Here is a 26,813-nt window from a genome sequence, read left to right on the forward strand (position 1 = left end):
GCCCCAGCGCCCCAAGAGTACGAGGACGAGGACAGACGTGCCTACCGGCAAGGTCAAGTGGTTCAACAGCGAGAAGGGCTTCGGCTTTCTCTCCCGCGACGACGGCGGCGACGTCTTCGTGCACTCGTCGGTTCTGCCCGCCGGGGTGGAGGCGCTCAAGCCCGGTCAGCGTGTCGAGTTCGGCGTGGTCGCGGGACAGCGCGGCGACCAGGCGCTGTCGGTGACGGTTCTCGACCCGACCCCGTCCGTGGCGGCGGCACAGCGCCGCAAGCCCGATGAGCTGGCCTCCATCGTCCAGGACCTGACGACGCTGCTGGAGAACATCACGCCGATGCTGGAGCGCGGCCGCTACCCCGACAAGGTGCACGGCAAGAAGATCGCCGGCCTGCTGCGCGCGGTGGCGGACCAGCTCGACGTCTAGACGCACTCGACGTCCGGACGCGGGAGGCCCGATCGGGCCGCCGGACCCGGTCAGTTGTCGACGAATCCCAGCGCATCGCGGCCGAGGGGCGGTACCAGCCCCTCGGCCGCCGCGCGTGTCAGCAGCCCGCGCACCGCGGCGTAGCCGTCCTCGCCGAGGTCGGCGGTGAACTCGTTGACGTAGAGCCCGATGTGCTGATCGGCCACCGCCGGGTCCATCTCCTGCGCGTGCTCCAGTACGTAGGCGCGGGAGGCCGCGGGATCGTCCCAGGCCATGCGGACCGACGTACGGATCGACTCGGCCAGCTGCCGCAGAGTCCCGGCGCCCAGCGACCGCTTGGCGATGATCGCGCCCAGCGGGATGGGCAGCCCGGTGGTCGACTCCCAGTGCTCGCCCATGTCGGCGAGGCAGTGCAGCCCGTAGTTCTGGTAGGTGAAGCGCGCCTCGTGGATGACCAGTCCGGCGTCCACCTTGCCGTCGCGCACGGCGGGCATGATCTCGTGGAACGGCATCACGACGACCTCGCCGACGCCTCCCGGCACGAGGTCCGCGGTCCACAGCCGGAACAGCAGATAGGCGGTGGAGCGCTCGCTCGGCACCGCGACCGTCTTCCCCCGCAGGTCCGCGCCCGGCTCACGGGTCAGCACCAGCGGACCGCAGCCGCGGCCGAGCGCCCCGCCGCAGGGGAGGAGGGTGTACTCGTCGAGCACCCACGGCAGGACGGCGTAGGAGACCTTGAGGATGTCCGACTCGCCGCGCTCCGCCATGCCGTTGGTGATGTCGATGTCCGCGAAGGTGACGTCGACACCGGGCGCGCCCGGCACCCGGCCGTGCGCCCACGCCTCGAAGACGAACGTGTCGTTCGGGCAGGGCGAGTAGGCGATCTGCAGGGTCACGGCGACTCCTCGAACAGGGGTGTGAGCAGCTGGAAGGCGTGCCGCAGGGAGTCCAGTGCCTCTTTGACGCGCCAGGCGTCGCGGTCGCGCGGGCCGACGGGGTTCGAGACCGCGCGGACCTCCAGGACGGGCAGAGCGTGGGCGGTGGCGGCCTCGGCGACCCCGAAGCCCTCCATCGCCTCGGCGCCGGCGCGGGGGTGACGCCCGATCAGCTCCTCGGCCCGGCGGGCGGTGCCGGTCACCGTGGAGACGGTGAGCACCGGTGCGACGAGATACGGCTGCCCCCCGGCCTCCAGCAGCGCGGCGGCCCGGCCCGGCAGCCCGGGGGGTGGGAGAAGGATGGTGCGGCCGAATCCGAGCTCGTCGACGGGGAGGTATCCGTCGGGGGTCTCGGCGCCCAGATCCGCGGCGATGATCTCGTCGGCGACCACGACCGTGCCGAGCGGGGCGCTGCTCGGGAACCCGCCGCCGATGCCGGCGGAGACGACGAGGTCGTAGGGCGAGAGGGTGGCTGGTGCGACGCCCGGTGCTTGTGCGGGTCCCGCTGTCTGCGCCTGCTCGTGTGCCTGCACGGTCAGGGCGGTCGCCGTCGCTGCCGCCGCCGCTGCCGGACCCACGCCGGCCGCGAGCACGTCCACGAGCACGACCGGGCTCTGCGCACCGGACGCGGGGCGCGTGTACCGCGTCAGGGCGTACCCGCCCGGCAGGGCCCGCGGACCTTTGTCCGCGAAACCCGCGAGGCCGGCGGCGACCGATCCGGCCTCCGCCGCCACCGCGGTCACGACAAGTACGCGCACAGCCTCAATCCTGGGGTCAGGAGGTCTTCTCGAGTGTGAAGTGCCAGATCCCGACGAGCTTCTTGCCGTTCGTCTCCACGATGCTGACCTGGGCCTTGTTCGTGGTCTCGCCGGTCTGCGAGGCGAAGAACGCGTTGCCGGGGATGGTCCGGTACGTCTTCTTGTACGGCTCCTGCTCGGCCTGCTGGCCCCCGATGAACAGGGTCCAGCCGTGGTCGGCGATCTCGGGGTCGACGCCGAAGCGGACCTTGTCGTCCATGGCGACCTTGACGGTCTTGCCGTCCTTCTTGTTCAGGCAGCCCTGGATCAGGGATTCCTTGATGGCCTCGCCGTCGTTGTAGCAGGCCGCCTCGGTGCTGACCGAGTTCGTCCCGACGGTGACGGTCGCGAGCGGCGTCGGCTTGTCGCAGGCGGAGAGTACGAGGAGCCCGGCGGAGACGGCACCGACGGCGGCAGCAGCACGGCGGCGCTTGCCGGAGAAGAACGCAGCGGTCATGGCCGAAAGGCTATCGGGCCCAGGGCGCGGGTCGGCGCGGGGGTGGCGTGTCGCCGGAATTGCCGGGGTACCTGCCCGGAGCGTCAGGCGACCTTCGGGCGCGGGTGGGCGCCCTGGTGGGCCGCCGAGAGCAGGCCCCGTACCGACAGCAGCGCGCCCACCGCCACGAGGCCCGCCGCCACCGACATGCCCAGTGTGCCGTTCAGCGGCAGGGCGATACCGATCGCTCCGCCCACCACCCACGCCATCTGGAGCAGCGTCTCCGAGCGGGCGAACGCCGACGTACGGACCTGCTCGGGCACATCGCGCTGGATCAGCGCGTCCAGGGACAGCTTCGCCAGCGCCTGGCACAGACCCGCCGACGCGCCCAGCACCGCCACCATGCCCGCACCGAAGAACACCGCCGCCGTGATCGCGACCGCCAGCACCAGCGCGAGGACCGTCGCGATGATCACCTCGGGGCCGCGAGACTTCAGCCACGCGCCGACCGTCGTGCCGAGGGCGTTGCCGACACCCGCGGCGACGCCGACGATCCCGAGCGAGACGGCCGCGCTCTGTCCGCCCAGCGGATGCTCGCGCAGCAGGAAGGCGAGGAAGAAGATCAGGAAGCCGGACAGGGCGCGGAACGCCGCGTTCGCCTGGAGACCGTGCAGCACCGAGGGGCCGACCGTGCGCAGGCTCGGCTTCTTCTCCCCGTGCAGGAGCATGTGCGCCTTGGCCTCGCCCTTCGCCGAGTCCACCTTCGGCGGCATGGTAAAGGCCCAGTACGCGCCGAGCAGGAACAGCGCGCACGCCCCGTACAGCGGCCATTGGGGCCCGACGTGTTGCAGCCCCGCCCCGATCGGCGCCGCGATCCCGGTCGCCAGCAGTCCGGCCAGCGTGACCCGGGAGTTCGCCTTGACCAGGGAGAACTTGGGTGGCAGCAGCCGTGGCACGACAGCGCTGCGCACGACGCCGTACGCCTTGGAGGCGACCAGCACCCCGAGCGCCGCCGGATAGAGCTCGAGGCCGCCTGTCGCCACCGCACCCGACATCGTGATCGCCAGCACCGCGCGGGTCAGCATCGCGCCCGCCATCGCCGCCCTGCGGCCGTGCGGGATGCGGTCCAGCAGCGGGCCGATGACGGGAGCCAGCAGGGTGAAGGGCGCCATGGTGATGGCCAGATACAGCGCCACCCGGCCGCGCGCCTCGTCCGTCGGCACGGAGAAGAAGACCGTCGACGCCAGGGCGACGGTGATCATGACATCGCCCGCGCCGTTGACCGCGTGCAGCTCGATCAGCTTTCCGAGACCCGACTCGCCCGCGCCGTGCGCGTGTGTCGCTTTCCGGATGCCGCGGGCGGTGCCGGTGAACGGCAGGTGAAGGGCGCGTCCGACCGCCCGGCCCGCCCTCCCGACCGGCCGGGCCCGCTCCGATGACCTCACCGTTGCCACCACGTCATAGTGCCCCAAGCCCCGCCATGACGAACCGAGATGCGGCGTAGTTGGACCCTTGTTGGGACGGGCAGGTGGGCGGCGGGCTGCGGAGGGGGTAGCGTGCGTAGCGCGCCACCGGCGGTTGTTCTCGGCCGCGCGCCTCTTCGGCATCCCGCAGAATGGATGACGGTAGGTGTGCCCGAGACAGGTTGGTCTGGGCGCGGACGTCGATGCGGCCCTCTGGTCCGCTCCGCCTGCGGCCCGTCCCTCACGAATCGGCCGGCGCACCCGTGAGACGGCGTAGGAGAGAAGCGAGACCTGTGAGTGCTGCGACGACGCGAAGCCGAATCCCCGACCGTCTGTGCGCCGAGGCGGTAGACCTTGCCCGGGAGGCGGCCGAGGAGGCCGCTGCACCAGGAGTGGTCGGCGAGCATGTGTCCCTCGTGTCCGAGGGAGACCGCGTCGTCACGCACTTCTTCGAGAGCAAGGAACCCGGCTACCGCGGCTGGCGCTGGGCCGTCACGGTCGCCCGCGCCTCCCGCGCGAAGGTCGTGACGCTCGACGAGACCGTCCTGTTGCCGGGACCCGACGCGCTGCTGGCCCCCGAGTGGGTGCCCTGGAGCGAGCGGCTGCGGCCCGGCGACATGGGCCCGGGCGATCTGCTGCCCACCGAGGCGGAGGACCTGCGCCTCGAACCCGGCTGGACCGGTGAGGACGCGCCGCCGCCGAACTCCGCCGTCGCCGAGACGCTGCACGACCTGGCCGAACGCGTCGAGGAGGAGGACGCCGAGCTCACCGACCGCAGGCCCGCGGGCACCGGGGGCAACGGCCGGGGCGCGATCACCTCGATCGCCGAGGAACTGGGTCTGCGCCGGGCGCGGGTGCTGTCCCGGTACGGCCTGCGTTCCGCTGCCGCCCGCTGGGAGGACTCCTTCGGGCCGAACACGCCGATGGCGCAGGCCGCCCCCGCTCCCTGTGTCTCGTGCGGGTTCCTCGTGCCGATCGGCGGCTCGCTGGGGCAGGCCTTCGGCATCTGCGCGAACGAGTTCTCGCCCGCCGAGGGGCACGTCGTGTCCTTCGCGTACGGCTGTGGTGGCCACTCCGAGGCCGCCGTGATGCCGAAGACGCCGACGCCCGCACCCCATGTACTCGACTCGATGGGCGCGGACGCGTTCCCGCTGCGGCCCGCCCGTGACGGGGGCTCGGTGTCCTCGGAGCCGGACGCGGACTCGGACGACCTCGGCCACTCGTAGCCGTCCGCGGCGTCCGTGCGGTTCGCGGCAGCCTGCCGGCTCCCGGTGGCCGTGCGGCAGGGGAGGCACGCCGCGGTGCCGAGACGCCCGGTGGCTCCGCTGCGAGGGCGCCTGTGACCCCGGTGGCTCCGCTGCGAGGACGCACGGCGCCTGCGATCGCATCGCACGCACAGCGCGCCGCGAAGCCTCCCCGCGGGCGCACCACATCGCGGACACTCCCCGGCACCGGCCGTGCGGATCGGACCCGTGGTGATCCACCCGCCCGGCGCTTCGTCGTGCCCGCCCCCGACGTGTCCCCCCGTTCGGGGACAAATCGGTGGACACAGGTCCTACCGCCCTCTGGACGTCCCGCGCCCGGTACGCGGTACCTTCGGCCGCACAGGCAACACCGCCGGGACGAGCCCGGGCAACACCGGCAGTAGCGGCAGCACGGGCACCGGCGGCATCAGCGGAAGAGCGGAGTCACAGCGTGAGCGTCAGGACGACCGAGTGGGCCGACCCGTTCGGGACGGCGCGGCTGCGGCGCGGCGTGCTCGACGCGTGGGGTGCGAGCCCCGCCCGCTTCCGGGAGGACGCGAACGCCGAGGAGGACCTCGTCCTCGGCGGCTACCGCGACCGCCTCGTCGTCGAACTCGCCCAGAACGCCGCCGACGCCGCCGCGCGCGCCGGGACCGCCGGCCGCCTGCGACTGACCCTGCACCCCGGCACCGGGGACGCACCGCCCGTCCTGGCCGCCGCCAACACCGGCGCAGCCCTGGACGCCACCGGCGTCGAATCGCTGAGCACCCTGCGTGCCTCCGCCAAGCGAGACAGCGGCGAGAGCGCCGTCGGCCGGTTCGGCGTCGGTTTCGCGGCCGTGCTCGCCGTGAGCGACGAACCCGCGGTCATCGGCCGCCACGGCGGCGTCCGCTGGTCCCTCGCCGAAGCGCGCGGCCTGGCCGAGGAGGCCGCCGAAGCGAGCCCCGGCCTCGGCGACGAGCTGCGCCGCCGCGACGGGCACGTACCGTTGCTGCGGCTGCCGCTGCCCGCCGAGGGCACCGCCCCCGAGGGGTACGACACCGTCGTCGTCCTGCCGCTGCGCGACGGCGCGGCGGCCGACCTCGTGGACCGGCTGCTCGCCGGGGTCGACGACGCGCTGCTCCTCACCCTCCCCGGGCTCAGCGAGATCGTGATCGAAACCCCGGACGGCGTACGGGAGTTGAGGCGAAGCGTCCAGGGCCCCTACGTCCACGTCCAGGACAGCGCGCACGGCGAGCGGCGCTGGCGCGTCGTCAGCCACGGCGGTGCCCTCGCGCCGGCCCTGCTGGCGGACCGGCCCGTCGAGGAGCGGCTGCGGCCCCAGTGGGCCATCACCTGGGCCGTGCCCGTCGACGACGAGGGCGCGCCGGCCCGGCCGCGTACCGCGCCCGTGGTGCACGCGCCGACCCCGACCGACGAACCCCTCGGCGTCCCCGCGCTGCTGATCGCCACGCTTCCGCTGGACACCACCCGCCGCCATCCCGCACCCGGGCCGCTCACCGACTTCCTCGTGGAGCGCGCCGCACAGGCCTATGCCGAGCTGCTCGGCGACTGGCAGCCCGTCACGGTCGGCACGATCGACCTGGTGCCGGGCCCGCTCGGCAAGGGGGAGCTGGACGGCGCGCTGCGGGCGGCGATCCTGCGGCTGCTGCCGCGCACGGCGTTCCTGGAGGCGGCTGCCCCGCGCGACGTCGCCGGGGAGTGGGCCGGACGGGACGACATCGGACTGCCCGTGGGCGAGTCCCCGGCCGGGCTGCGACCGATCGAGGCGGAGGTCCTGGAGGGTGCCGGAGCCGAGACCGTGCGGGTGCTCTCCGAAGTGCTGCCGAGTCTGCTGCCGGCCGGTCTGGAGCGCCGTGTGGAGCTGCGGACGCTCGGCGTCGCCCGGGTCCCGCTGACCGAGGCCATCGACCGGCTCGCGGGGCTGGAGCGCGAACCGGACTGGTGGCGCCGGCTCTACGACAGCCTCGCCGGTGTCGACCCCGACCGGCTGACGGGCCTGCCCGTCCCGCTGGCCGACTCCCGGACCACGATCGGGCCGCGGCAGACGCTGCTCCCGCTCGCCGACACCCCGCAGGAGCTGGCCCGGCTCGGCCTGAAGGTCGTCCACCCCGACGCGGCGCACCCGTTGCTGGAGAAGCTGGGGGCGTTGCCGGCGACGCCGCGCGCGGTGCTCACGACGCCGCAGGTACGGGCCGCGGTCGCCGGGTCGATGGACGCCGGTGAGATGTGGGACGAGGACGCGCTCGACGCCGACGAGGTCGTGCAGACCGTGCTCACGCTCGTACGGGACGCCGGTCTCGAACCCGGCGACGAGCCCTGGCTGGGCGCGCTCGCACTGCCCGACGAGGACGGGGAGCTCGCCCCGGCGGGTGAACTGGTGCTGCCGGGCAGCCCCTTCGCGTCCGTGATGCGCGACGACGAGCTGGCGCTGTGCGATGCGGAACTGGCCGAACGGTGGGGCGAGCAGCCGCTCGCCGCCTGCGGGGTGCTGGCGAACTTCGCGCTCGTACGGGCCACGGACGTCGTCCTCGACCCCGATGAACTGGAGCCCCGCGACGGGGACTTCGCCGAACCCGACGACGCGGGACTGCTGGACGCGGTCGACGTCTGGTGCGAGGACGTGCTCGACCGGCTGCCGGACACACCCGTGCCCCCGGTCGCCACGGAGATCGTCGCGGTGCGCGATCTGGACCTGGTGGACGACGACCGCTGGCCGCAGGCGCTGGCGCTGCTGGCGCAGCCGCCGCTGCGGGACGCGATCACCCAGGCCGTACGGGTCCTGCTGCCGGACGGCACGACGGAGACCGTGCGGCCCTACACCGCGTGGTGGCTGCGGGACCATCCCGTCCTGGACGGCAGGCGCCCCGCCGGGCTGCGGGCCGCGGGCGGCGATCCGCTGCTCGAAGGGCTGTACGAGGCCGTCGACGCGACCGGCTTCGACGACGCGCAGGTGCTGCGGGCGCTGGGCGTCCGGACCTCGGTGGCGTCCCTGCTCGACGAGCCGGGCGGTGCGGCCGAGCTGCTCGGCCGCCTCGCGGACCCCGGCCTACCCGTGCGGCCCGCCCAACTGCACGCGCTCTACACGGCGCTGGCGGAGCTCGACCCCGAGCAGGTGACCCTGCCGGACGAGCTCCGCGCGGTGGTCGACGGCGAGGTCCGGGTGGTCGACGCGGCCGACGCGGTCGTGGCCGACGCCCCCGACCTCCTTCCGCTCACCGCCGGCATCCCGCTGCTGCCGGTGGCTCCGTCCCGGGCGGCGGAGCTGGCGGAGCTGTTCCAGGTACGCCGCCTGAGCGAGACGGTGGCGGCGGAGGTCACGACCGAGGGCGAGGAGTACGAGGTCCCCCAGTCGGTGCACGTCCTGCTGGGCGCGGGCACCCCGGCCACGTACGTCGAGCACGACGAACTGATCGCGGGCGGCACCGAACTCGCGTGGCGCCGCACCCCGGACGGGGTGATCCACGCGTCCACGGTGGAGGGCGTGGCGGCGGGCCTGGCGTGGGCGGCGGCCCAGTGGCCGCGCCGCTTCGAGGTGGCGGCCCTGCTGGAGGACCCGTCGCGTACGGACGAACTGGCCCGGAACCGCTGGTTCGACTGACGCGGCGACCGGCGGGGAGAGGCGGGAGTCGGGAGCCGACAGCCCGAAGACGGCGGCCGGAAGATGCGGGAAGGGGGCGCCCGTCAGGGGCGGCCCCTTCACGTGTGCGGCGACCTGGGGGGCGTCCACGAAGACCACCGGTGAGGCGGCGGCCCCCCACCCCGGGCGTACGAGACATGCCCCCCGCTTGGTGCGGCTGGGGTCAGTGTCCGCCCTTGGGCTCCCTACAGCCGCCTTCTACGTAGAAGCCGTGCGACGCCACTTCGGGGGGCGTGCGGAGGAGGCCGGTGATGCAGGGGCCGGTGTCCGGCACGGGGAAGGTGAAGCCGAGCGGACCGCCCGTCTCGTACACCTCCAGGTCCGCGCTGCCGTAGCCGAGCCGTCCCAGTGCGGCACGCAGGGCGGGCTCGTCCCGGACACCCTCCAGCCCGCGCGCGATGCGCTGGGCGTGCGCCTCACCACGGCAGGCGGCGTCGCCCGACAGCGGTGCCTTCCGCTTGAACGCGTGGTTCTCGGCGTACTTCTGCGCCTCCGGGTCCAGCGACCGTGAGGCGGTGGCTTCGGGGGAGGCGGGCCCACGGTCGGAGCAGACGGCCGCCACGTCCTCGAAGCGGCGGTCGTGCTCGGCCTTCGCGGCCTTCCGCGTGGCTTCGTAGGAGGCGGACGCCGACGCGGCGGCCCGGCCGGCGGTTCGGTCGGCAGTCCGGTCGGCGGCCTGCTCGGTGCCGCAGCCCGCCAGCACCGGTACGGCGAGCACGAGGAGGAGACCGGCGGCGACGGGAGTCAGGCGATTCATGCGGCGATTGTGCGCTGTGGCACGGGTGCCGGTCCTGAGTACGGATACTCAGCCGCGTCCTGCCCTGTCCCCTCCCGCCTCGGCGCCCGCCGGCGGCGGCCACGGCGCGCGCATGGACAGTGGCGGCACCTTGCCGCGGACCACGAGCCGGTGGCGCACCACCATGACGACGACCGACGCCAGCAGGATCACCGCACCGCCGAAGCGCAGGATCGTGTCGTACGCGTCCTCGGCGGGGCTCTCAGGGGTCATCGCCGTGATCGTGGCCGCCGCGCCCGCGAGGGCGATCGCGCCCAGGGTGACCAGGAACGTCAGCACCACCCCCGACGCCTCGCCCGCCCTCGCGGGCGGCACGACCTGCTGGGTCGCGACGCTGGCGAAGGTCCAGCCCAGTCCGAGACCGAGCCCGCACCAGGCGAAGACGGGGAGGTAGAGCCACCAGGCCGTCACCTGGCTGAGCGCGATCATCCCCGTGCCGGCGATCAGCCCGGCGAGTGCCATCACCGCGGTGGGCCGCATACGTGTCCCCAGCCGGGCGCCCAGGGGGCCGGCGCATGCCACGAGCAGTGCGGGGGCCAGGAACACGATGCCCGCCATCAGCGGGGACAGACCGCGTACGCCCTGGAGGTAGAGCGTGGCGACGAAGACGGTGACGCCGTAGCCCATGTTGGCGACCGAACCCATGCCCGTCACCAGGTCGAAGGAGGTGTTGCGGAACAGGCGCAGGTCGACCAGGGGGTGCCGGGCCCGGCGTTCGCGCAGGAGAAAGAGTCCGCCCGCCACCACGGCCACGCCGAAGAGGGCGAGGGTACGGACGCTGTCCCAGCCCCACGCGCTGCCGCGTTCCACGGCCAGCGTGACCGCCGCCAGAGCGCACACGATCGTGAAGCAGCCGGTGAGATCGAGCTGGCGGGGCGCCGAGGGGTCACGGGAGTCGGGGACGGAGCGGAGCGCGACGATCAGTGCCAGCGTGCTGAGCGGGGCGAGCAGCCAGAAGATCCAGCGCCATCCGGGGCCTTCGGTGAACCCGCCGCCCACGAACGGCCCGAGAGCGGTGCCGACGTTGGCGACACCGAACGCGGCGCCCAGCGCGCGCCCCTGGTTCTCGCCGGGGAAGGCGTTGCTGACGACCGCGACGGACACCGGGAAGACGAATCCGGCGCCGATGCCCTGGACGATCCGGGCGGCCACCAGCAGCGGCAGCCCGGGGGCGAGCGCACACGCCACGGAACCCGCCGCGAACAGCGCGATGCCGGCGAGCAGGGTGCCGCGGCGGCCGAAGACGTCTCCGACCCTGCCGCCCACGATGAAGAAGCACCCGACGGCGAGCATGTACGCGGACAGGGTCCACTGGGCGGCCGACGGGGTGACGTCCAGCTCGGCCGATATCCCGGGGATGGCCAGGTTCAGGGCGAAGAAGTCGACCTGGATGCAGAACAGGGCGACAGCGCAGGCGACGAAGGCGCCCTTCTGCGCGGACGACGACTCTGCGCGCATGGGCACGTCCTCTCAGGCGGGCCTGACCGTGTCCCTCGCCGCCCATTCTCGGGCCACCCCCGCGGACCCGCAGCCCGACTCCCGCCCCGCTCCCGCGCGCCTACGCCGGATACTTCCTCCCCACGAACCGCCAGGCCAGCTCCAGCAGCACCGCCCCCACCGCCGCGATCGCCGCCGCGGCCCACGGCATCGTCATGCCGACCAGCTTCAGCGCGAAGAAGTGCTGGAGCCAGGGCACCACCAGCACGATCAGGAAGCAGCCGCCCATCGTCGCCACCAGGGCGATGCGCCACCACGTGTACGGGCGGGCGATGATCGCGAGGACCCACATCGAGACCAGGAACAGCGTGAGGGTCGCCGCGCTCGTCTCCGCCTCGAGGGAGCCTGGGCCGGCGTAGTGGGAGCGGGCCAGCAGGTACGTGCAGAAGGTCGTGACCGCCGCGATCGTGCCCGACGGGATCGCGTACCGCATCACCCGGCGCACGAAGTGCGGCTTCGCGCGCTCCTTGTTCGGCGCGAGTGCCAGGAAGAACGCGGGGACACCGATCGTCAGCGTCGACAGCAGTGTCAGATGCCGGGGCAGGAAGGGGTACTCCACCTGCCAGCAGACCACCAGGATCGCCAGCAGCACCGAGTACACGGTCTTGGTAAGGAAGAGCGTGGCGACGCGGGTGATGTTGCCGATCACCCGTCTTCCCTCCGCCACCACCGACGGGAGGGTCGCGAAGCTGTTGTTCAGCAGCACGATCTGCGCGACCGCCTTGGTCGCCTCGGAGCCGGAGCCCATGGAGACGCCGATGTCCGCGTCCTTGAGGGCGAGGACGTCGTTGACGCCGTCACCGGTCATGGCGACGGTGTGGCCGTTGGACTGGAGCGCGCCCACCATGTCCCGCTTCTGCTGCGGGCTCACCCGGCCGAAGACCGCGTGGGAGTCGAGTTCGGCGGCCATCGCGGTCCGCTCGGAGGGGAGCCGGCGGGCGTCGACCGTGTTCTCCGCGCCCGGCAGACCCAGCTTTCCGGCCACCGCGCCCACGGAGACCGCGTTGTCGCCGGAGATGACCTTCGCGGCGACGTCCTGGTCCGCGAAGTAGCGCAGGGTGTCCGACGCGTCGGGCCGCAGCCGCTGTTCGAGGACCACGAGCGCGGTGGGTGTCGCCCCGTCCGCGACGGCCGGCGCGTCCAGCTCGCCTGCCGCCCGTGCGAGCAGCAGCACCCGCAGACCCTGTTCGTTGAGCTGTTCGATCTCGGCGAGTGTCCCGTCGCCTGCGGGCAGCAGGACGTCGGGCGCGCCCAGCAGCCAGGTGGAGCTGTTGCCGTTGCCCTCGCTGAACGCGGCCCCGCTGTACTTGCGCGCCGACGAGAACGGCAGTGACTGCGTGCACCGCCAGTCCTCGCTGTCCGGGTAGGCGTTGATGATCGCCTGGAGCGAGGCGTTCGGCCGCGGGTCGGACTCGCCCATCGCGCCCAGCACCTTGTGCACATAGGACTCGTCCGCGCCGTCCAGCGGCCGCAGCTCGGTGACGTCCATGCCGCCCTCGGTCAGGGTGCCGGTCTTGTCCAGACAGACGACGTCCACCCGCGCAAGGCCTTCGATCGCGGGCAGCTCCTGGACGAGGCACTGCTTGCGGCCGAGCCGGATGACGCCGATCGCGAAGGCGACCGAGGTGAGCAGCACCAGCCCCTCGGGGATCATCGGCACGATGCCGCCGACGGTCCGGGCGACCGAGTCCTTGAAGTTGTTGTCCTTGACCACCAGTTGGCTGATGATGAGCCCGGTCGCGGTCGGGATCATCATCCACGTCACGTACTTGAGGATCGTGCTGATGCCGCTGCGCAGCTCGGAGTGGACGAGCGTGAAGCGGGACGCCTCCTCGGCGAGCTGGGCCGCGTACGCCTCGCGTCCCACCTTCGTCGCCGTGAACGCGCCGCCGCCCGCCACCACGAAGCTGCCCGACATGACCTGGTCGCCCGGCTGCTTGAGGACCGGGTCGGCCTCACCCGTCAGCAGCGACTCGTCGATCTCCAGGCTCTCCGCCTCGGCCACCTCGCCGTCGACCACGACCTTGTCGCCGGGCCCGAGTTCGACGAGATCGCCGAGGACGATCTCGGAGGTGGAGATCTCCGCGGACGCGCCGTCGCGCCGTACGGACGGTTTGGCCTCACCGATGACGGCGAGCCCGTCGAGGGTCTTCTTGGCACGCAGTTCCTGGATGATGCCGATGCCGGTGTTGGCGATGATCACGAAGCCGAAGAGGCTGTCCTGGATCGGCGCGACGAAGAGCATGATCACCCACAGCACGCCGATGATGGCGTTGAAACGGGTGAAGACGTTGGCCCGGATGATGTCGGCGGTGGACCGGGAGGAGCGGACGGGGACGTCGTTGACCTCGCCCCGCGCGATGGCTTCGGCGACCTCGGCCGCCGTCAGCCCGGTGGCAGGCGGGCGGGTCGCGGTCAGCGACTTAGGCGGCTTCATCGGGTGCACGGGGTCCAGTTCGGCGCCCGCGTCGATGTGGGGGTCGTCCGGCTCGGGGCCGTTGGTCTCGATCCTCGCCCGCTGCGTCATGGTCTCGACGGTACGACCGGACGGTCCCGTTCACCCGCCGAGTCGTCGGGGATCAGACCGGGGGAGGAGAGGAATCGTCCCGGGGAACTACGGGTTCGTCCGAGGAGGACTCCGGCTTGCTCCCGGGAACGGCGGATTCGTCCCCGCGCACGCCCGGCTCGCTCGGCCCGGGTGTGTCCCCGGCGGCCACGGGCGAGGCCGTCGCGTCGTCCACCGCCTTCGCCCGCTTGATCGCGATGTCGCGGCCCCGTACGTACCAGATGCCGATCAGGCCGAGGCCCGCGCCGGCCAGGCAGGTCCACACCCACCACAGCAGGTCGCGTTCGTCGAACCAGTCGTAGAAGGGGATCTGCCCCAGGAAGAGGACGAACCACAGGACGGTGCCGCCGACGACGGTGCCGACGATCGGCCCCTCAAGGGGCTCAGGTGCCTCGTGCCGCGGGGTCCACTTCGCCATGCGGCCAGTCTAGGCGGCGGGCCGTACGCCCTTGCCGCCCGGTCGCCTCCGCTGCTCACACGCTGTCTACGCGCGGAGATAGCGCTCAAGGCTTCATATGTTCATACTGAAACGGTTTGACCCTGACCGGTTTTATTCGTATGAACCGCCAAGTTCAGTCACCGCAATGAGGACCGCATGACCAGCTCGGCCCCCGCCAAGGTCGACCCCCCGCAGACGCCGTCCGGCCCCCTGGACCGCTTCTTCAGCATCTCGCAGCGCGGTTCCACCGTGGCCCGCGAGGTCCGTGGCGGCTTCGCCACCTTCTTCGCGATGGCCTACATCATCGTGCTGAACCCGATCATCCTCGGCAGCGCGAAGGACATGTACGGGCATCAGCTCGACAGTGGCCAGCTGGTCACCGCCACCGTGCTGACCGCGGCCTTCTCCACGCTGCTGATGGGCGTCATCGGCAACGTCCCGATCGCCCTGGCCGCCGGTCTCGGGGTGAACACCGTCGTCGCGCTCCAGCTCGCCCCCCGGATGTCGTGGCCGGACGCGATGGGCATGGTCGTCCTCGCCGGCATCATCGTGATGCTGCTGGTCGCCACCGGGCTGCGGGAGCGGGTGATGAACGCCGTGCCGCGCAGCCTCCGCAAGGGCATCGCGATCGGTATCGGCCTGTTCATCATGCTGATCGGGCTCGTCGACTCGGGCTTCGTCTCCCGTATCCCGGACGTCGCCAACACCACCGTGCCGCTCCAGCTGGGCCTCGACGGCCACCTCAACGGCTGGCCCGTGTTCGTCTTCGCCGTGGGCACCCTGCTCACGCTGGCGCTGATCATCCGCAAGGTGCCAGGCGCGATCCTCATCTCCATCGTCGTGATGACGCTCGTCGCCATGGGCGTCCACGCGGTGGCGGACGTCCCGAGCTGGGGCCTGACCACGCCCGAGTGGCCGGGCAGCCCGGTCGCGACACCCGACTTCGGGCTGGTCGGCGAGGTGAGCCTGTTCGGCGGCTTCGAGAAGGTCGGCTATCTCACCGGTGCGCTGTTCGTCTTCACCGTGCTGCTGTCCTGCTTCTTCGACGCCATGGGCACCATCCTCGGGGTCGGCGACGAGGCGAAGCTGATGGACGAGGACGGCAACTTCCCCGGGATCAACCGGGTCCTGCTGGTGGACGGTCTGGCGGTCGCCTCGGGCGGCGCGACCTCGTCATCGGCGGCGACCTGCTTCGTGGAGTCCACGGCGGGTGTCGGCGAGGGCGCGAGGACGGGGCTCGCCTCGGTGGTGACCGGCGCGCTGTTCTCGGTGGCGCTGTTCCTCACGCCGCTCGCGACCATGGTCCCCTCGCAGGCGGCGACGCCCGCGCTGCTGGCGGTCGGCTTCCTGATCCTCGCCGGTTCGATCCGGGACATCGACTGGAACGACTACACGCTCGCGGTCCCGGCGTTCCTGGCGATGGTGATGATGCCCTTCACCTACTCGATCACCAACGGCATCGGTATCGGCTTCATCGCCTTCAGCGTGCTGCGGCTGGCAGCGGGGCGTGGCCGCGAGGTGCCCGTCGCGATGTATGTCGTCTCGGCGGTGTTCGTCTTCTCCTACGCGATGCCGGCACTCGGCCTCACCTGATCCCCCCTCCCACGGCCCGACGTGACGCCCACGGCCCGGCGTGAGGCCCACGGCTCACGTCAGGCCGTAGAACTTCTCCGTCTCGTCGACGGCCGCCTTGAAGCGTTCGTCGAAGTCGTCGCGAATGAGCGTCCGGACCACATAGTCCTGGACGCTCATTCCGCGTATGGCGGCGTGGTGCCTGAGCCGGTCGAGCAGCTCACCGTCTATCCGCAGGCTGAGCACAGTCGATCCCATGCCCGTCAGGGTCGCCGCAGCGCCGTGGCCGGTGCGTCACTTTCCGGATGCGTCTCACTCATATGGGTGACCTGGCCCTTTCCCGGGCGTTGTCGGATCGCCCTCGGGGTGTGCCCGCCGGGCCGTCTTCGTGCCCCTGCCCGGATCCCCGCCGACGGCTGGTATTTAGCATGGGTAATGAGTTATGCTAACGAACATGTCGGACCTGTCCCACGGCGACGATGCCGCCGCCGTGAACTCCCTGCGCTCGGCCGTCATGCGGCTGGGCAGGCGCCTGAAGCACCAGCGCGTCGACGAATCGCTGAGCCCCACCGAGATGTCGGTGCTCGGCACCTTGGCGCGCTGCGGTTCGGCCACTCCCGGCGAGCTGGCCCGCAAGGAGTACGTACAGCCACCGTCCATGACCCGGATCGTGGCGCTCCTGGAGGCCAAGGGGCTCGTCCGGCTCGAACCGCACCCCGACGACCGCCGGCAGAAGGTCGTCAGCCAGACGGAGCAGGCCGAGGCCATGCTCGAGGAGAGCCGCCGCAAGCGGAACGCCTGGCTGGCCGCCCTCGCCGAGGGGCTCGACGATGAGGAATGGGCCAAGCTGCGCGCGGCCGCTCCCGTACTGGAGAAGCTCGCGCACCTGGCGTGACACCCAACGCCCGAGGAGGCGACGCTTTTGAGTACGGGACCCGGAGCAGACTCCGCACCCGCACCCTCTCCTACCACCATGTTCAGCTCACTGAAGATCCGTAACTACCGGCTCTTCGCCATCGGCCAGGTGGTGTCCAACACCGGCACCTGGATGCAGCGCATCGCGCAGGACTGGCTGGTCCTGACGCTCACCGGCTCCGCGTCCGCCGTCGGCATCACCATCGCGCTGCAGTTCCTGCCGATGCTGCTGTTCGGCCTGTACGGCGGAGTGCTCGCCGACCGGCTGCCCAAGCGCGGTCTGCTGCTGACCACTCAGTCGGCCATGGGCGCGACGGGCGTCGCGCTCGCCGTCCTCACCCTCACCGGGCACGTCGAGGTCTGGCACGTCTACTTCACGGCCTTCCTGCTCGGCATGGTCACCGTCGTCGACAACCCGGCGCGTCAGTCCTTCGTCTCCGAGATGGTGGGCCCCGACCAGCTGGGCAACGCGGTCAGCCTCAACTCCGCCAACTTCCAGTCCGCGCGGCTCGTCGGCCCCGCCGTCGCCGGTGTGCTCATCACGGCCGTCGGCAGCGGCTACGCGTTCCTCTTCAACGGACTGTCCTTCCTCGCCCCCATCGCGGGTCTGCTGCTGATGCGCAACAGCGAGCTGCACAAGGTGGAGCGCGCGCCCCGGGGCAAGGGGCAGTTGCGCGAGGGCCTGCGGTACGTCTCGACGCATCCCGAGCTGATCTGGCCGATCGTCCTGGTCGGGTTCATCGGCACCTTCGGCTTCAACTTCCCGATCTGGCTGTCGGCGTTCGTCGACGACGTCTACCACTCGGGCGCGGGCACCTACGGCCTGCTGAACACGCTGATGGCGGTCGGATCGCTGGCGGGCGCCCTGCTCGCGGCCCGTCGCGGCACCTCACGGCTGCGGTTCCTGGTCGGAGCCGCGGTGATGTTCGGACTGCTGGAGACCGTCGCCGCGTTCGCACCGGGATTCTGGATCTTCGCGCTGATGATGGTGCCGATCGGGATGGCCGGCCTCACCGTCAACGTCACCGCCAACTCCAGCGTCCAGATGGCGACGGAACCGGCGATGCGCGGGCGGGTGATGAGCCTTTTCATGATGGTCTTCGTCGGCGGTACGCCGCTGGGCGCGCCCGTCTTCGGCTGGATCACCGACACCTACGGTCCGCGGATCGGCTTCGCGGCGGGCGGTGTCATCTCCCTGCTGGCGGCGCTCGGCATCGGTGTGATGCTCGCCCGCGCCGGCGGGCTGCGGCTGAAGGTCGACCTCAGGCCGGGCCACAAGCACGTGGAGTTCGTGCCTCGGGAGAGGCTCGCGACCGCCGCGTGAGACGGGGGCCGGCCGAGGCGTGGGACCGGGGCCGGCCACGGTGCGGGACGAGGCTCCGCCGCCGCGTGGGACGTGGCCGGGAAGGGCTCTCGACGGCTGTGTGAACCGGGCCGGCTGGGCCAGACTCGGATGATGAGACTCTTTGCCGCCGTGCTGCCGCCCGGCCGGGCCGTCGACGAACTCGGCCTCGCCGTGGACCGGTTGAGAACCCTGCCCGGCTCGGACGGCCTGCGCTGGACCGGCCGGGCGAGCTGGCACTTCACCCTCGCCTTCATGGGCGAGGTCGACGGGAAACTTCTGCCCGAGCTGTACGAACGACTCGGCCGGGCGGCACGCCGTACCGCGCCCTTCCCGCTGCGCATCCACGGCGGCGGACACTTCGGCAGGCGCGCCCTGTGGGCCGGAGCCTCCGGCGGACTGGCGGAGATGCGCCTGCTCGCCGAACGCGCGGACGCGGCCGCCCGCAGGTCCGGGATCGCCATGGAGGAACACCGCCGCTACACGGCCCACCTCACCGTCGCCCGCAGCCGCGTGGACATGTCGCTGAGCCCGTACGTCGAGGCCCTGGCCGACTTCGACAGCACCCCCTGGGAGGTGTCCGAACTCCATCTCGTCCGCAGCAACCTGCCGGTGAGCGGCGTTAAGGGGGAGGAGCCGCGGTACGAGGCGGTGGGCACCTGGCCGCTCGGCAAAGACGCGGCCGCCCGGCCGGAACCGGGTGCGGAGGCGGCCATGGAACCCGGGCCGGCGACCGATCCGGGGCCGGGCCCCGGGACGGCTCCCGGCACGGAACGGGGCCCGGGTGGGGAGCCGGGTTCGGGGCCGCTCGAACAGCCGCGTTAACCTCGTTGCGTGAAGACCAAGACCAGAAACCAGATCATGGCCGGCGTCCTTGTGCTGATGTTCGGGATCATCGCCGTGGCGGCCGTGGCCGGCCGGTAGCGGCGTCCGGTACCCGTCCGCTGCCACCGGCCCACGGCCGTCCGCCGGTCACTGCCGATGTCCTACCAGGCGAAGGCCTCCGGAGAGGGGCCCGGACCCGGGAAGATCTCGTCGAGACCGGTCAGCAGCTCGTCGCTCAGCCGGAGCTCGACGGCGCGCAGCGCGGACTCCAGCTGGTCCGCCGTACGCGGTCCGACGATCGGGCCCGTGACGCCCGGACGGGAGAGCAGCCAGGCCAGCGCGGCCTCGCCCGGCTCCAGACCGTGCTTGTCGAGCAGGTCCTCGTACGCCTGGATCTGTGCGCGGGAGTCGGCGTCGGCCAGGGCGTCGGCCGCGCGGCCGGTCGCGCGGCGTTTGCCCTGGGCCTCCTTCTTGAGCACCCCGCCGAGCAGCCCGCCCTGCAGCGGCGACCAGGGGATGACGCCCAGGCCGTACTCCTGCGCGGCCGGGATCACCTCCATCTCGGCGCGGCGTTCGGCGAGGTTGTAGAGGCACTGCTCGCTGACCAGACCGAACGAGTTCCGGCGCGTGGCCGCCTCGTTGGCCTGGGCGATCTTCCAGCCCGGGAAGTTGGACGACCCCACGTACAGGATCTTGCCCTGCTGGACGAGCGTGTCGATGGCCTGCCAGATCTCCTCGACCGGGGTGCTGCGGTCGATGTGGTGGAACTGGTAGAGATCGATGTAGTCCGTCTTCAGTCGCTTGAGGCTGGCGTCGACGGCGCGACGGATGTTGAGCGCGGAGAGCTTGTCGTGGTTGGGCCAGGCCTCGCCGTCGGCGGCCATGTTCCCGTAGACCTTGGTGGCGAGGACGACCTTGTCGCGGCGGTCGCCGCCCTTGGCGAACCAGCTGCCGACGATCTCCTCGGTGTGGCCCTTGTTCTCGCCCCAGCCGTAGACGTTGGCCGTGTCGAAGAAGTTGATGCCCGCGCCGAGTGCGGTGTCCATGATCGTGTGGCTGTCGGCCTCGTCGGTGAGAGGCCCGAAGTTCATCGTCCCGAGGACGAGTCGGCTGACTTTGAGTCCCGTGCGTCCGAGCTGCGTGTACTCCATGGGCCACAAGCCAACTCCTTGGAGCGCGCTCGAAGCAAGGCCCGGCCTCGCGGCGCCCTCAAGCCCCGCTGAACCAACCCGCCGCGTCGAGGCGGAAGGCGTCGGCGGGGACGACGGAGCGCAGCGCCGACTCGATGCCGGTGACCCGGTCCGCACCGAGCTTCCGTGCCCAGTCGGCGCGCAGTCGGTCGAAGATCGCGGCCGAGCGTGACAGTGCGTCCAGGCCGTGCGGGGTGAGTCGGACGAGTTTGCGGCGGGCGTCGGACGGGTCGTCGGCGCGGACCGCGTAGCCCAGCGCCACGAGCCGGTCGACGGTCTTTCCGGCGGCCTGCTTGGAGACGCCGAGGCGTCGGCCGACCTCGCTCGCGGTCGCGCCGTCGATGCCGATCGCCTGCATCGCGAAGCCGTGTGCCGGGCGGACGTCGGGGTGCCCCTGACGGGCCAGCTCAAGGTGGAGCCGGTCGATGAGGGACCGGAATCCGGCGAAGAGCAGCAGCGGGAGCTCGTAGCCCCTGCCGGGAACCCCCTTGCCATCATCGACAACCTGGTTTACCTTTTTTTCGTCAACCATGTTGTCCATATTAGAGGGGTCGCCGTGTTCTCCGACCACGCCATTGCCGAACAGGCCTTTGTCGACCACAGCCCGGAGTCCGCTCCGCCCGCGTCCCGTCGTTCGATGGAGGCGGTCCGGCGCAATCTCGGGCATCTGCCGCCGGCGGTCGCCAGACTTGCCGCCTCTCCGCACACGCTGGACGGATTCCTTCAGCTCAGCGCACTCTTCGAGCGCACGACGCTGGATCCGGTCGCGCGCGAGGTCGTCATCATGACGGTCGCGGCGCGCAACGAATGCCATGTCTGCGTCGTGATGCACACCGGCAAGCTCCGGGCGCTGGGAGCCGGTGAGGAGACCGTGGCCGCGCTCGTCGGGCAGCGCCCGCTCCACGACGAACGCCTCGAAGCCGTACGGAGGTTCACGCTCGACGTGATCGCCGCGTCCGGGGCGGTCGGGGACGATGCGCTGGCGGCGTTTTTCGGCCATGGCTTCACTCCGCAGAACGCGCTGGAGGTGGTCATGGGGATCGGGACTTACACGCTCTCGACCTTCGCCAACCGGCTGACGCGCGCACCGCTGGAGCCGACAGCCTGATTTGGCCGTTGCATGTCAACATTCGGCGGCTCTCCTTGTATTCCCCGCAGGCCCGTGCGCCAATGGTGGAGCGTCGCTGACGACCCATCAGCCGCAGCGTGCTCGCAGGCGATCCGACCCCCCGGGCTCCCCACGCCCAGGACCTCGTGCGCACGCCCGATGGCAGCCGCCGGCGCCCGCCCGTGACCCCACACACGAAGGCAGGACCTCCCATGAAGCACGGCACGTTTGGCATCGGCACATTCCTCGGCGTCGGTCTGCTGGCCGCCGGCACGCTCGCCATGGCGCCCACCGCCCAGGCGGTGACCCCGGAGAAGGCGACGCTGTCCTTCGACTGCGGCTCGTTCGGCTCCGGCACGGCGACCCTCACGGCCACGCAGGACGGCACGGCCGCGACCATCAGCCTGGCCACGGACGCCATCACCTCACCCCTGCCCATCTCGGCGAACTCGGTGCGGTCCACGCTCACGCTGGCGAAGAACGGCACGGACACCACGACGTTCACCGGCAACGCCAACCCCGCGATCCCGGCGGGCGGCGCCGTCTCCACCGGACCGCTGGACGGCACGGTGGCGGTGGGCGACAGCCTCGAAGCCACGTCCCTGACCGTGGTGGTGTTCGGCATCACCGCCCAGTGCACGGCGACATCCCCGCAGAACCCGGGGCCGTTCGTCTTCTGACGGTTTCGGCCGGGGCGGGGCGCGGCAGGATCAGGCCGCTGCCTCGTAGCGGGCGCCCAGCCCCCACGCCTGGTGCATCGCCTGCGCGTACGCCGCCGCGAGTTTGTGCTCGCCCGACGCGCTCGGGTGGGTGCCGTCGTAGGTGTCCGTATCGAGGTCGTACCGCTCGGGCCGGGACGCCAGGAGGATCGGGGATGCCGCGGTGTCCAGGTCGGCGACCGCTTTGGCGAGCAGTTCGTTGAAGCGGTCGCACTCCGCCGCGAACGGCGCGTCCGCCCGGGCGCGCACGTTCGGTATGACGGGGAGCAGCACCATCCGGACGTGCGGGTTGGCCGCGCGGGACTCGGCGACGAACCGGCGGACGTTCAGGGCCGTTTGGCCGCTGTCCGTGTAGAAGCCGAGGTCGATCAGCCCGAGTGAGACCAGCAGGACGTCCGGACGCTGGTCGGTCACCGTCTCGCGGATCACCGGCGCCATGTGGAGCCAGCCCTCGCCCCAGCCCGCGAGATGGCGCCGGGCGTCGGCGGGGAACGGGGCCGCGTAGGCGTACGAGCGCGGGGCGTCCACCTCGGTGTCGTACAGCCAGGTGCGCGGGCCGACGATCTCGTACGGGCCCCCGAAAGAGGCGCCCAGGTGCTGCCACATCCGGTAGCGCCAGGTGTAGTCGCCGGCGCGTCCGATGGTCATGGAGTCGCCGACGAACATGAAACGCATGGGGCACATCATGACGGACGGGACGGCTGGTCCGCGATGTGAGACCGGCCACGGGGGCGGTGCCGGTGCCCGCGCGGGCGTGGGTGCCGGGGACGGGTCCGGGGGCGCGGCCGGAACCCGGGCGGGATGGCAGTCTTGGGGCATGCGTTCGCTCCCGTACGTCACCGCCGCTGCCGCCGCGTTCGTCCTGCTCGCCGCCGTGCCGGCCGCCTCCGCGGTGTCGGAGGACCCCGGCTTCACGATCACGGACCCGCGGGTCACGGAGTCCAGCGGCCTCGCCGCCAGCCGTGCGCACCCGGGGGTGTACTGGACGCACAACGACCAGGACGAGCCGCGGGTGTTCGCCGTCGACTCCCGGACGGGGAAGACGGTCGCGACGATCACCCTGCGCGGGGTGGGCACGCCGCGGGACATGGAGGCGATCTCGGTCGGCCCGGACGGCAAGGTCTACGTCGGCGACATCGGCGACAACCTCAACGGCAGCTGGGACCACGTGTGGATCTACACGTTCCCCGAGCCGAAGGAGCTCGGGGACATGACCGTGAACGCCACGCAGTACACGGTCAGGTACGCCGACGGCGCGCGCAACGCCGAGGCGCTGATGGTCCATCCGAAGACCGGGCGGGTCTACATCGCGTCGAAGAACGAGGACGGCGGCGGCCTGTACGAGGGCCCGGCCGAACTCACCCGGTCCGGTTCGAACACCTTCCGCCGGGTCGCCGAAGTGCCGTGGGTGACCGACGGCGCGTTCTCGCCGGACGGGAAGGAGCTGGTGCTGCGCTCGTACTTCAGCGCGCGCGGCTACGAGTGGAACAACGGCCGCCTCGGCGCGGACCACCGGGTGAAGGCGCCGATCCAGGGCCAGGCGGAATCGGTCACGTACACGACGGACGGCACGGCGCTGATGTTCGGGACGGAGGGGGAGCGGAGCGAGGTGGAGCGGGTGCCGCTCGGCAAGGACGCGGCGTCGGGCAGGACGTCGCCGTCGGGGAAGGACGGTGCGTCGGCGGGGGGTGGGGGTGGTGACGACGACCAGAACAGCTTCACCTATGCGGTGATCGGCCTGGCGGCGGCGACGGCGCTGGTTCTGGGATTGAAGCGGCTGCTACGACGTGGGTGAGTGGGTGTGGGGTGGAGTCAGCCCGTCGGGCGTTTGAGGACACGCCCGTGGGGTGTGCCGGGCAGTGACGGTGTGGGTGGGTTGGCGGGGCGCTGCCCCGGGCCCCGCGCCTCAATCGCCGGCGGAGCTTGATGTGCGGCTTGTTGCTCTGGCGGGGCGGGATGGCTGGGTGTGCGGCCTGTTGCCCCGGCGGGGCGGGATGGCTGGGTGTGCGGGGCGATGTCAGCCCGTCCGGCGTTTGAGGACACGCCCGTAGGGCGTGCCCGGCAGCGAGGGTGCGGGCGGCTCGCGGGGCGCTGCCCCGGGCTCCGCGCCTCAATCGCCGGCTGGGCTTGATGTGCCCTCGGACCGGCCCGTGGTCGTCGCGTCGCGGTCGCGGACCAGGACCTCCAGCCCGTCCACCAACCTCCCCAGCCCGAACTCGAAATGGTCGAAGTCGCGGCTGAACGTGTCCTCCGCCAGCGCCGCCATCCGCGGATACTCCCCGCTCGCCATCGCCCTTTCCAGGAACGGCCGTTGCCCCTCCCAGAAGTCCTCGTCACTCCGCCCCGTCGCCTTCGCCGCCTCGATCGTCTCGATCTCCATCCGGGCGATGCCCATCACGAAGCTCTGCGTCGCGATGATCACCGAGATCAGCTCGGGGTCCGTGAGGCCCATGTCCTGAAGACCCGTCAGCGCGTACTCCAGTCCCCGTAGCGCGCTCGGGCCGAGGACCGTTCTGGCCTGGTTGACCTTGAGGAGCCAGGGGTGCTCGCGGTAGAGCGTGAGGTAGCCACGCGCCAGGGCGTCGATCGCGGCGCGCCAGTCCGCCTCGGGTTCCTCCGTGACCGGCGGCTGGCCGCCGACCCGGTCCAGCATCAGGTCGAGCAGCTCGGCCTTGCCGGGGACGTACCGGTAGAGCGTCATCGTGCCGGTGCCCAGTTCGGTGGACAGGCGGCGCATCGAGACCGCCGCCAGCCCCTCCGCGTCCGCGATCTCGATGGCCGCCGTCACGATCCTGTCGAGGGTCAGGCCGGGCTTCGGGCCCCGGCTCGGACGATCGCCCGTGCCCCACAGGAGCTCCAGGGTGCGGGAGATGTCGCCGCTGCCGCTCGTTTCGGTCGTCATGGCTTCAGCCTAATGCGGTGGACAAGAACTGGGTACGGTGTACTCTCTTGTGAGTACACCGTACCCAGTAGTCAGTCATTCGTCCTGCCGGGAGGGCCCGTGAACCAACACGCCGTACTCGCCGAAGCGATCGAGAAGAGATACGGGGACAAGCGCGCGCTCGACGGTTTCGACCTGGCCGTGCGCCGGGGCACCGTGCACGGTCTGCTCGGGCCGAACGGCGCCGGCAAGACCACCGCCGTGCGCGTCCTCAGTACGCTGCTGCGGTTCGACGGCGGACGGGCGCGGGTCGCCGGCGCCGACGTCACGCGCGATGCCCGCCGCGTCCGCGGCAGGATCGGGCTCGCCGGCCAGTACGCCGCCGTCGACGAGATCCTGACGGGTCGCCAGAACCTGGAGATGTTCGGGCGGCTCTTCCACCTGGGCGGCAGGCGGGCCGCGCTGCGCGCCGGTGAACTGCTGGAGCAGTTCGACCTGGTGGAGGCCGCGGACAAGGGCGTCGGACAGTACAGCGGCGGTATGCGCAGACGCCTCGACCTCGCCGCCTCGATGATCCTCGCGCCCGAAGTGCTGTTCCTGGACGAGCCGACGACGGGCCTCGATCCGCGCGGGCGCGGCGAAGTGTGGAAGGCGGTACGGGAGTTGGTGGCGGGCGGGACGACGGTGCTGCTGACGACGCAGTACCTCGACGAGGCGGACAGGCTCGCCTCGCACATCACCGTCATCGACCAGGGCAGGGCCATCGCCGACGACACCCCCGACGGGCTGAAGAACCGGGTGGGCGGCGACCGTATCGAGGTCGTCGTCGGCGATCCGGCGGATCTGGCGGCGGCCGTCGCGGTGGTCGCGCGCGTCGCGCAGGGCCGGCCGGAGACGAACGAGCAGGAGCGCCGGGTGCACGCGACAGTGACCGACCGGGTCGCGGCGCTCACCGAGGTGGCACGCACACTCCAGGACGCGGGCGTCGCGGTGGAGGACATCGGACTGCGCCGGCCCAGCCTGGACGACGTGTTCCTGCGCCTGACCGGCCACCGTACGGAGGCACCCGACAGACCCGACACACCCGACACGACGGGCTCGACCGAGAAGACCGAGGTGAGCGCGGCATGAGCGACGTCATGGACCGCAGCGGACCGGCGACCACCGGCGTCGCCCCCGTCGATCTGCGGGTCGAGACCGAGGGGGAGCGCCGGCTGTACTGGGCTGTGCTGGACTGCTGGAACGTCGTACGCCGCGGACTGACCCACTACCGGCGTCAACCCTCCTACATCGCGTGGCAGTTGGGGTTCCCCATCGTCTCCGTGCTGCTGTACGGCTATGTCTTCGGCGGGGCGATGAAGCCGCCGGGCGGCGGCGACTACCGCGACTTCCTGATGCCGGGCATGTTCGTGATGACCATGGCCTTCGGCTTCATGAACACGGCGATCGCGGTGGTCACCGACTCCTCGAAGGGGGTCATCGACCGTTTCCGTTCGATGCCGATGGCACCGTCCGCCGTCGTCGCCGGCCGCGGGGTCAACGATCTGATCGTGGCCTGCGCCGAGCTGACGATCCTCGCGGCCACGGCCCTGGTGATGGGCTGGCGCTCGGACGGCGGACTCCTCGGCACGGCGGCCGCGTTCGCCCTGCTCGTCCTGCTGCGGTTCAGTCTGATCTGGGTCGGGATCTGGCTGGGCCTGCTGGTGCCGAGCCCGGAGGCGGCGGGTGGTCTCTACGCGGTGGTGTTCCCGCTCACGATGATCTCCAGTGTCTTCGTCCCGCCGTCGTCGATGCCCGACTGGCTCGGCACGGTCGCGGCCTGGAACCCGATCTCGTCGACGGCCGCGGCGACACGGGAACTGTTCGGCAATCCGGTGGCCGGGGACGGGAGCTGGATCCAGGAGCACGGGGTGCTGATGGCCGTGGTGTGGCCGCTGGCCGTGACGGCGGTGTTCCTGCCGCTGGCGGTCCGCCGCTTCCAGCGCCTGAGCCGCTGACGTTCCGCGCCTGGGTCGCGTAGGCGCGCC

The 26,813-nt window shown here is 71.7% G+C and carries 23 protein-coding genes and 2 pseudogenes; 12 read left to right on the forward strand and 13 right to left on the reverse strand.

Going from position 1 to position 26,813, the window contains the following annotated elements; all coding sequences use genetic code 11:
* Positions 1-37: 37 nt before the first annotated feature.
* Positions 38-421 (forward strand): cold-shock protein, encoded by a 384-nt coding sequence (locus tag ABTX78_RS24400; protein WP_189550285.1) that lies wholly within the window; start codon positions 38-40, stop codon positions 419-421.
* Between the two features lie 50 nt (positions 422-471).
* Here ABTX78_RS24400 and ABTX78_RS24405 read toward each other — a convergent pair whose 3' ends face one another.
* The 4 genes from ABTX78_RS24405 to ABTX78_RS24420 all read right to left on the reverse strand — a co-directional run bounded on the left by ABTX78_RS24405 (position 472) and on the right by ABTX78_RS24420 (position 4,043).
* Positions 472-1,317 carry a 1,4-dihydroxy-6-naphtoate synthase gene (locus ABTX78_RS24405; protein ID WP_352208914.1) on the reverse strand — a complete coding sequence of 282 codons (846 nt, stop codon included), beginning with the start codon at positions 1,315-1,317 and terminating at the stop codon, positions 472-474.
* Complete coding sequence (locus ABTX78_RS24410; protein WP_352208915.1) at positions 1,314-2,114, reverse strand: futalosine hydrolase; 801 nt, start codon at positions 2,112-2,114, stop codon at positions 1,314-1,316. The genes ABTX78_RS24405 and ABTX78_RS24410 overlap by 4 nt, the downstream gene beginning before the upstream one ends.
* A gap of 16 nt (positions 2,115-2,130) precedes the next feature.
* Complete coding sequence (locus ABTX78_RS24415) at positions 2,131-2,610, reverse strand: DUF2771 domain-containing protein (protein ID WP_352208916.1); 480 nt, start codon at positions 2,608-2,610, stop codon at positions 2,131-2,133.
* 83 nt (positions 2,611-2,693) lie between these two features.
* Entirely contained in the window at positions 2,694-4,043 is a 1,350-nt protein-coding gene (locus tag ABTX78_RS24420) for an MFS transporter (RefSeq protein ID WP_352208917.1), read from the reverse strand.
* Positions 4,044-4,345: 302 nt separating this feature from the next.
* On the opposite strand from ABTX78_RS24420, the gene ABTX78_RS24425 reads away from it, so the two are divergent.
* On the forward strand, positions 4,346-5,278 hold the full coding sequence (locus tag ABTX78_RS24425; protein ID WP_352208918.1) for a DUF3027 domain-containing protein: 933 nt from the start codon (positions 4,346-4,348) through the stop codon (positions 5,276-5,278).
* A 469-nt stretch (positions 5,279-5,747) separates the two neighbouring features.
* Complete coding sequence (locus tag ABTX78_RS24430) at positions 5,748-8,897, forward strand: sacsin N-terminal ATP-binding-like domain-containing protein (RefSeq protein ID WP_352208919.1); 3,150 nt, start codon at positions 5,748-5,750, stop codon at positions 8,895-8,897.
* Between the two features lie 202 nt (positions 8,898-9,099).
* Here the strand turns inward: ABTX78_RS24430 and ABTX78_RS24435 are convergent, their stop codons facing one another.
* From ABTX78_RS24435 to ABTX78_RS24450, 4 genes and pseudogenes are all read right to left on the reverse strand, one after another.
* Positions 9,100-9,693: a hypothetical protein gene (locus ABTX78_RS24435; RefSeq protein WP_352208920.1), complete on the reverse strand. Its 594-nt coding sequence runs from the start codon at positions 9,691-9,693 to the stop codon at positions 9,100-9,102.
* Between the two features lie 48 nt (positions 9,694-9,741).
* Entirely contained in the window at positions 9,742-11,190 is a 1,449-nt protein-coding gene (locus ABTX78_RS24440; protein ID WP_352208921.1) for an MFS transporter, read from the reverse strand.
* Positions 11,191-11,290: 100 nt separating this feature from the next.
* Positions 11,291-13,756, reverse strand: a complete 2,466-nt coding sequence (locus tag ABTX78_RS24445; RefSeq protein WP_352208922.1) for an HAD-IC family P-type ATPase — start codon at positions 13,754-13,756, stop codon at positions 11,291-11,293.
* A 184-nt stretch (positions 13,757-13,940) separates the two neighbouring features.
* A pseudogene (locus tag ABTX78_RS24450) lies at positions 13,941-14,213 on the reverse strand (DUF2530 domain-containing protein); the annotation flags it as partial.
* A 177-nt stretch (positions 14,214-14,390) separates the two neighbouring features.
* On the opposite strand from ABTX78_RS24450, the gene ABTX78_RS24455 reads away from it, so the two are divergent.
* Complete coding sequence (locus tag ABTX78_RS24455) at positions 14,391-15,827, forward strand: NCS2 family permease (protein ID WP_352208924.1); 1,437 nt, start codon at positions 14,391-14,393, stop codon at positions 15,825-15,827.
* Between the two features lie 54 nt (positions 15,828-15,881).
* Here ABTX78_RS24455 and ABTX78_RS24460 read toward each other — a convergent pair whose 3' ends face one another.
* On the reverse strand, positions 15,882-16,064 hold the full coding sequence (locus ABTX78_RS24460; RefSeq protein WP_313945660.1) for a ribbon-helix-helix protein, CopG family: 183 nt from the start codon (positions 16,062-16,064) through the stop codon (positions 15,882-15,884).
* A gap of 196 nt (positions 16,065-16,260) precedes the next feature.
* Here ABTX78_RS24460 and ABTX78_RS24465 point away from each other — a divergent pair, with 196 nt between their 5' ends.
* The 3 genes and pseudogenes from ABTX78_RS24465 to thpR form a co-directional block, all read left to right on the forward strand.
* Positions 16,261-16,701, forward strand: coding sequence for a MarR family winged helix-turn-helix transcriptional regulator (locus ABTX78_RS24465; RefSeq protein ID WP_352208925.1), 441 nt, complete (start codon positions 16,261-16,263; stop codon positions 16,699-16,701).
* Between the two features lie 27 nt (positions 16,702-16,728).
* Entirely contained in the window at positions 16,729-18,045 is a 1,317-nt protein-coding gene (locus ABTX78_RS24470; RefSeq protein ID WP_352208926.1) for an MFS transporter, read from the forward strand.
* A 132-nt stretch (positions 18,046-18,177) separates the two neighbouring features.
* Positions 18,178-18,735 (forward strand): annotated as a pseudogene (thpR, locus tag ABTX78_RS24475) (RNA 2',3'-cyclic phosphodiesterase); the annotation flags it as partial.
* Between the two features lie 314 nt (positions 18,736-19,049).
* Here thpR and ABTX78_RS24480 read toward each other — a convergent pair.
* Both ABTX78_RS24480 and ABTX78_RS24485 read right to left on the reverse strand, forming a co-directional pair.
* Complete coding sequence (locus ABTX78_RS24480) at positions 19,050-20,039, reverse strand: aldo/keto reductase (RefSeq protein WP_352208927.1); 990 nt, start codon at positions 20,037-20,039, stop codon at positions 19,050-19,052.
* 58 nt (positions 20,040-20,097) lie between these two features.
* Positions 20,098-20,610: a MarR family winged helix-turn-helix transcriptional regulator gene (locus tag ABTX78_RS24485; RefSeq protein ID WP_352208928.1), complete on the reverse strand. Its 513-nt coding sequence runs from the start codon at positions 20,608-20,610 to the stop codon at positions 20,098-20,100.
* A 42-nt stretch (positions 20,611-20,652) separates the two neighbouring features.
* On the opposite strand from ABTX78_RS24485, the gene ABTX78_RS24490 reads away from it, so the two are divergent.
* Together ABTX78_RS24490 and ABTX78_RS24495 are read left to right on the forward strand one after the other, a co-directional pair.
* A complete protein-coding gene (locus ABTX78_RS24490; RefSeq protein ID WP_352209014.1) occupies positions 20,653-21,186 on the forward strand; it encodes a carboxymuconolactone decarboxylase family protein in 534 nt (177 codons plus the stop codon).
* Between the two features lie 212 nt (positions 21,187-21,398).
* Positions 21,399-21,866 (forward strand): hypothetical protein, encoded by a 468-nt coding sequence (locus ABTX78_RS24495; RefSeq protein ID WP_352208929.1) that lies wholly within the window; start codon positions 21,399-21,401, stop codon positions 21,864-21,866.
* A gap of 30 nt (positions 21,867-21,896) precedes the next feature.
* Here ABTX78_RS24495 and ABTX78_RS24500 read toward each other — a convergent pair whose 3' ends face one another.
* Positions 21,897-22,580: a GDSL-type esterase/lipase family protein gene (locus ABTX78_RS24500; RefSeq protein ID WP_352208930.1), complete on the reverse strand. Its 684-nt coding sequence runs from the start codon at positions 22,578-22,580 to the stop codon at positions 21,897-21,899.
* A 142-nt stretch (positions 22,581-22,722) separates the two neighbouring features.
* On the opposite strand from ABTX78_RS24500, the gene ABTX78_RS24505 reads away from it, so the two are divergent.
* On the forward strand, positions 22,723-23,700 hold the full coding sequence (locus tag ABTX78_RS24505) for a WD40 repeat domain-containing protein (protein ID WP_352208931.1): 978 nt from the start codon (positions 22,723-22,725) through the stop codon (positions 23,698-23,700).
* A 315-nt stretch (positions 23,701-24,015) separates the two neighbouring features.
* On the opposite strand, the gene ABTX78_RS24510 is transcribed toward ABTX78_RS24505, so the two are convergent.
* Positions 24,016-24,807 (reverse strand): TetR/AcrR family transcriptional regulator, encoded by a 792-nt coding sequence (locus ABTX78_RS24510; RefSeq protein WP_352208932.1) that lies wholly within the window; start codon positions 24,805-24,807, stop codon positions 24,016-24,018.
* A 99-nt stretch (positions 24,808-24,906) separates the two neighbouring features.
* On the opposite strand from ABTX78_RS24510, the gene ABTX78_RS24515 reads away from it, so the two are divergent.
* Positions 24,907-25,917, forward strand: a complete 1,011-nt coding sequence (locus ABTX78_RS24515; RefSeq protein WP_352208933.1) for an ATP-binding cassette domain-containing protein — start codon at positions 24,907-24,909, stop codon at positions 25,915-25,917.
* A complete protein-coding gene (locus tag ABTX78_RS24520) occupies positions 25,914-26,783 on the forward strand; it encodes an ABC transporter permease (protein WP_352208934.1) in 870 nt (289 codons plus the stop codon). Before ABTX78_RS24515 ends, ABTX78_RS24520 begins: the two co-directional genes overlap by 4 nt.
* Positions 26,784-26,813: the final 30 nt, after the last annotated feature.

It is taken from the genome of Streptomyces sp. NPDC096193, from assembly GCF_040302905.1.
GTDB lineage: Bacteria > Actinomycetota > Actinomycetes > Streptomycetales > Streptomycetaceae > Streptomyces.

What these genes read in the sequence shown, in the direction of transcription:
- ABTX78_RS24415 (WP_352208916.1), bottom strand. Translation starts at nt 2,610, where the DNA reads ATGACCGCTGCGTTCTTCTCCGGCAAGCGCCGCCGTGCTGCTGCCGCC.
- ABTX78_RS24435 (WP_352208920.1), bottom strand. Translation starts at nt 9,693, where the DNA reads ATGAATCGCCTGACTCCCGTCGCCGCCGGTCTCCTCCTCGTGCTCGCC.
- ABTX78_RS24440 (WP_352208921.1), bottom strand. Translation starts at nt 11,190, where the DNA reads ATGCGCGCAGAGTCGTCGTCCGCGCAGAAGGGCGCCTTCGTCGCCTGC.
- ABTX78_RS24445 (WP_352208922.1), bottom strand. Translation starts at nt 13,756, where the DNA reads ATGACGCAGCGGGCGAGGATCGAGACCAACGGCCCCGAGCCGGACGAC.
- ABTX78_RS24455 (WP_352208924.1), top strand. Translation starts at nt 14,391, where the DNA reads ATGACCAGCTCGGCCCCCGCCAAGGTCGACCCCCCGCAGACGCCGTCC.
- ABTX78_RS24460 (WP_313945660.1), bottom strand. Translation starts at nt 16,064, where the DNA reads ATGGGATCGACTGTGCTCAGCCTGCGGATAGACGGTGAGCTGCTCGAC.
- ABTX78_RS24465 (WP_352208925.1), top strand. Translation starts at nt 16,261, where the DNA reads ATGTCGGACCTGTCCCACGGCGACGATGCCGCCGCCGTGAACTCCCTG.
- ABTX78_RS24480 (WP_352208927.1), bottom strand. Translation starts at nt 20,039, where the DNA reads ATGGAGTACACGCAGCTCGGACGCACGGGACTCAAAGTCAGCCGACTC.
- ABTX78_RS24485 (WP_352208928.1), bottom strand. Translation starts at nt 20,610, where the DNA reads ATGGTTGACGAAAAAAAGGTAAACCAGGTTGTCGATGATGGCAAGGGG.
- ABTX78_RS24495 (WP_352208929.1), top strand. Translation starts at nt 21,399, where the DNA reads ATGAAGCACGGCACGTTTGGCATCGGCACATTCCTCGGCGTCGGTCTG.
- ABTX78_RS24500 (WP_352208930.1), bottom strand. Translation starts at nt 22,580, where the DNA reads ATGCGTTTCATGTTCGTCGGCGACTCCATGACCATCGGACGCGCCGGC.
- ABTX78_RS24505 (WP_352208931.1), top strand. Translation starts at nt 22,723, where the DNA reads ATGCGTTCGCTCCCGTACGTCACCGCCGCTGCCGCCGCGTTCGTCCTG.
- ABTX78_RS24510 (WP_352208932.1), bottom strand. Translation starts at nt 24,807, where the DNA reads ATGACGACCGAAACGAGCGGCAGCGGCGACATCTCCCGCACCCTGGAG.
- ABTX78_RS24520 (WP_352208934.1), top strand. Translation starts at nt 25,914, where the DNA reads ATGAGCGACGTCATGGACCGCAGCGGACCGGCGACCACCGGCGTCGCC.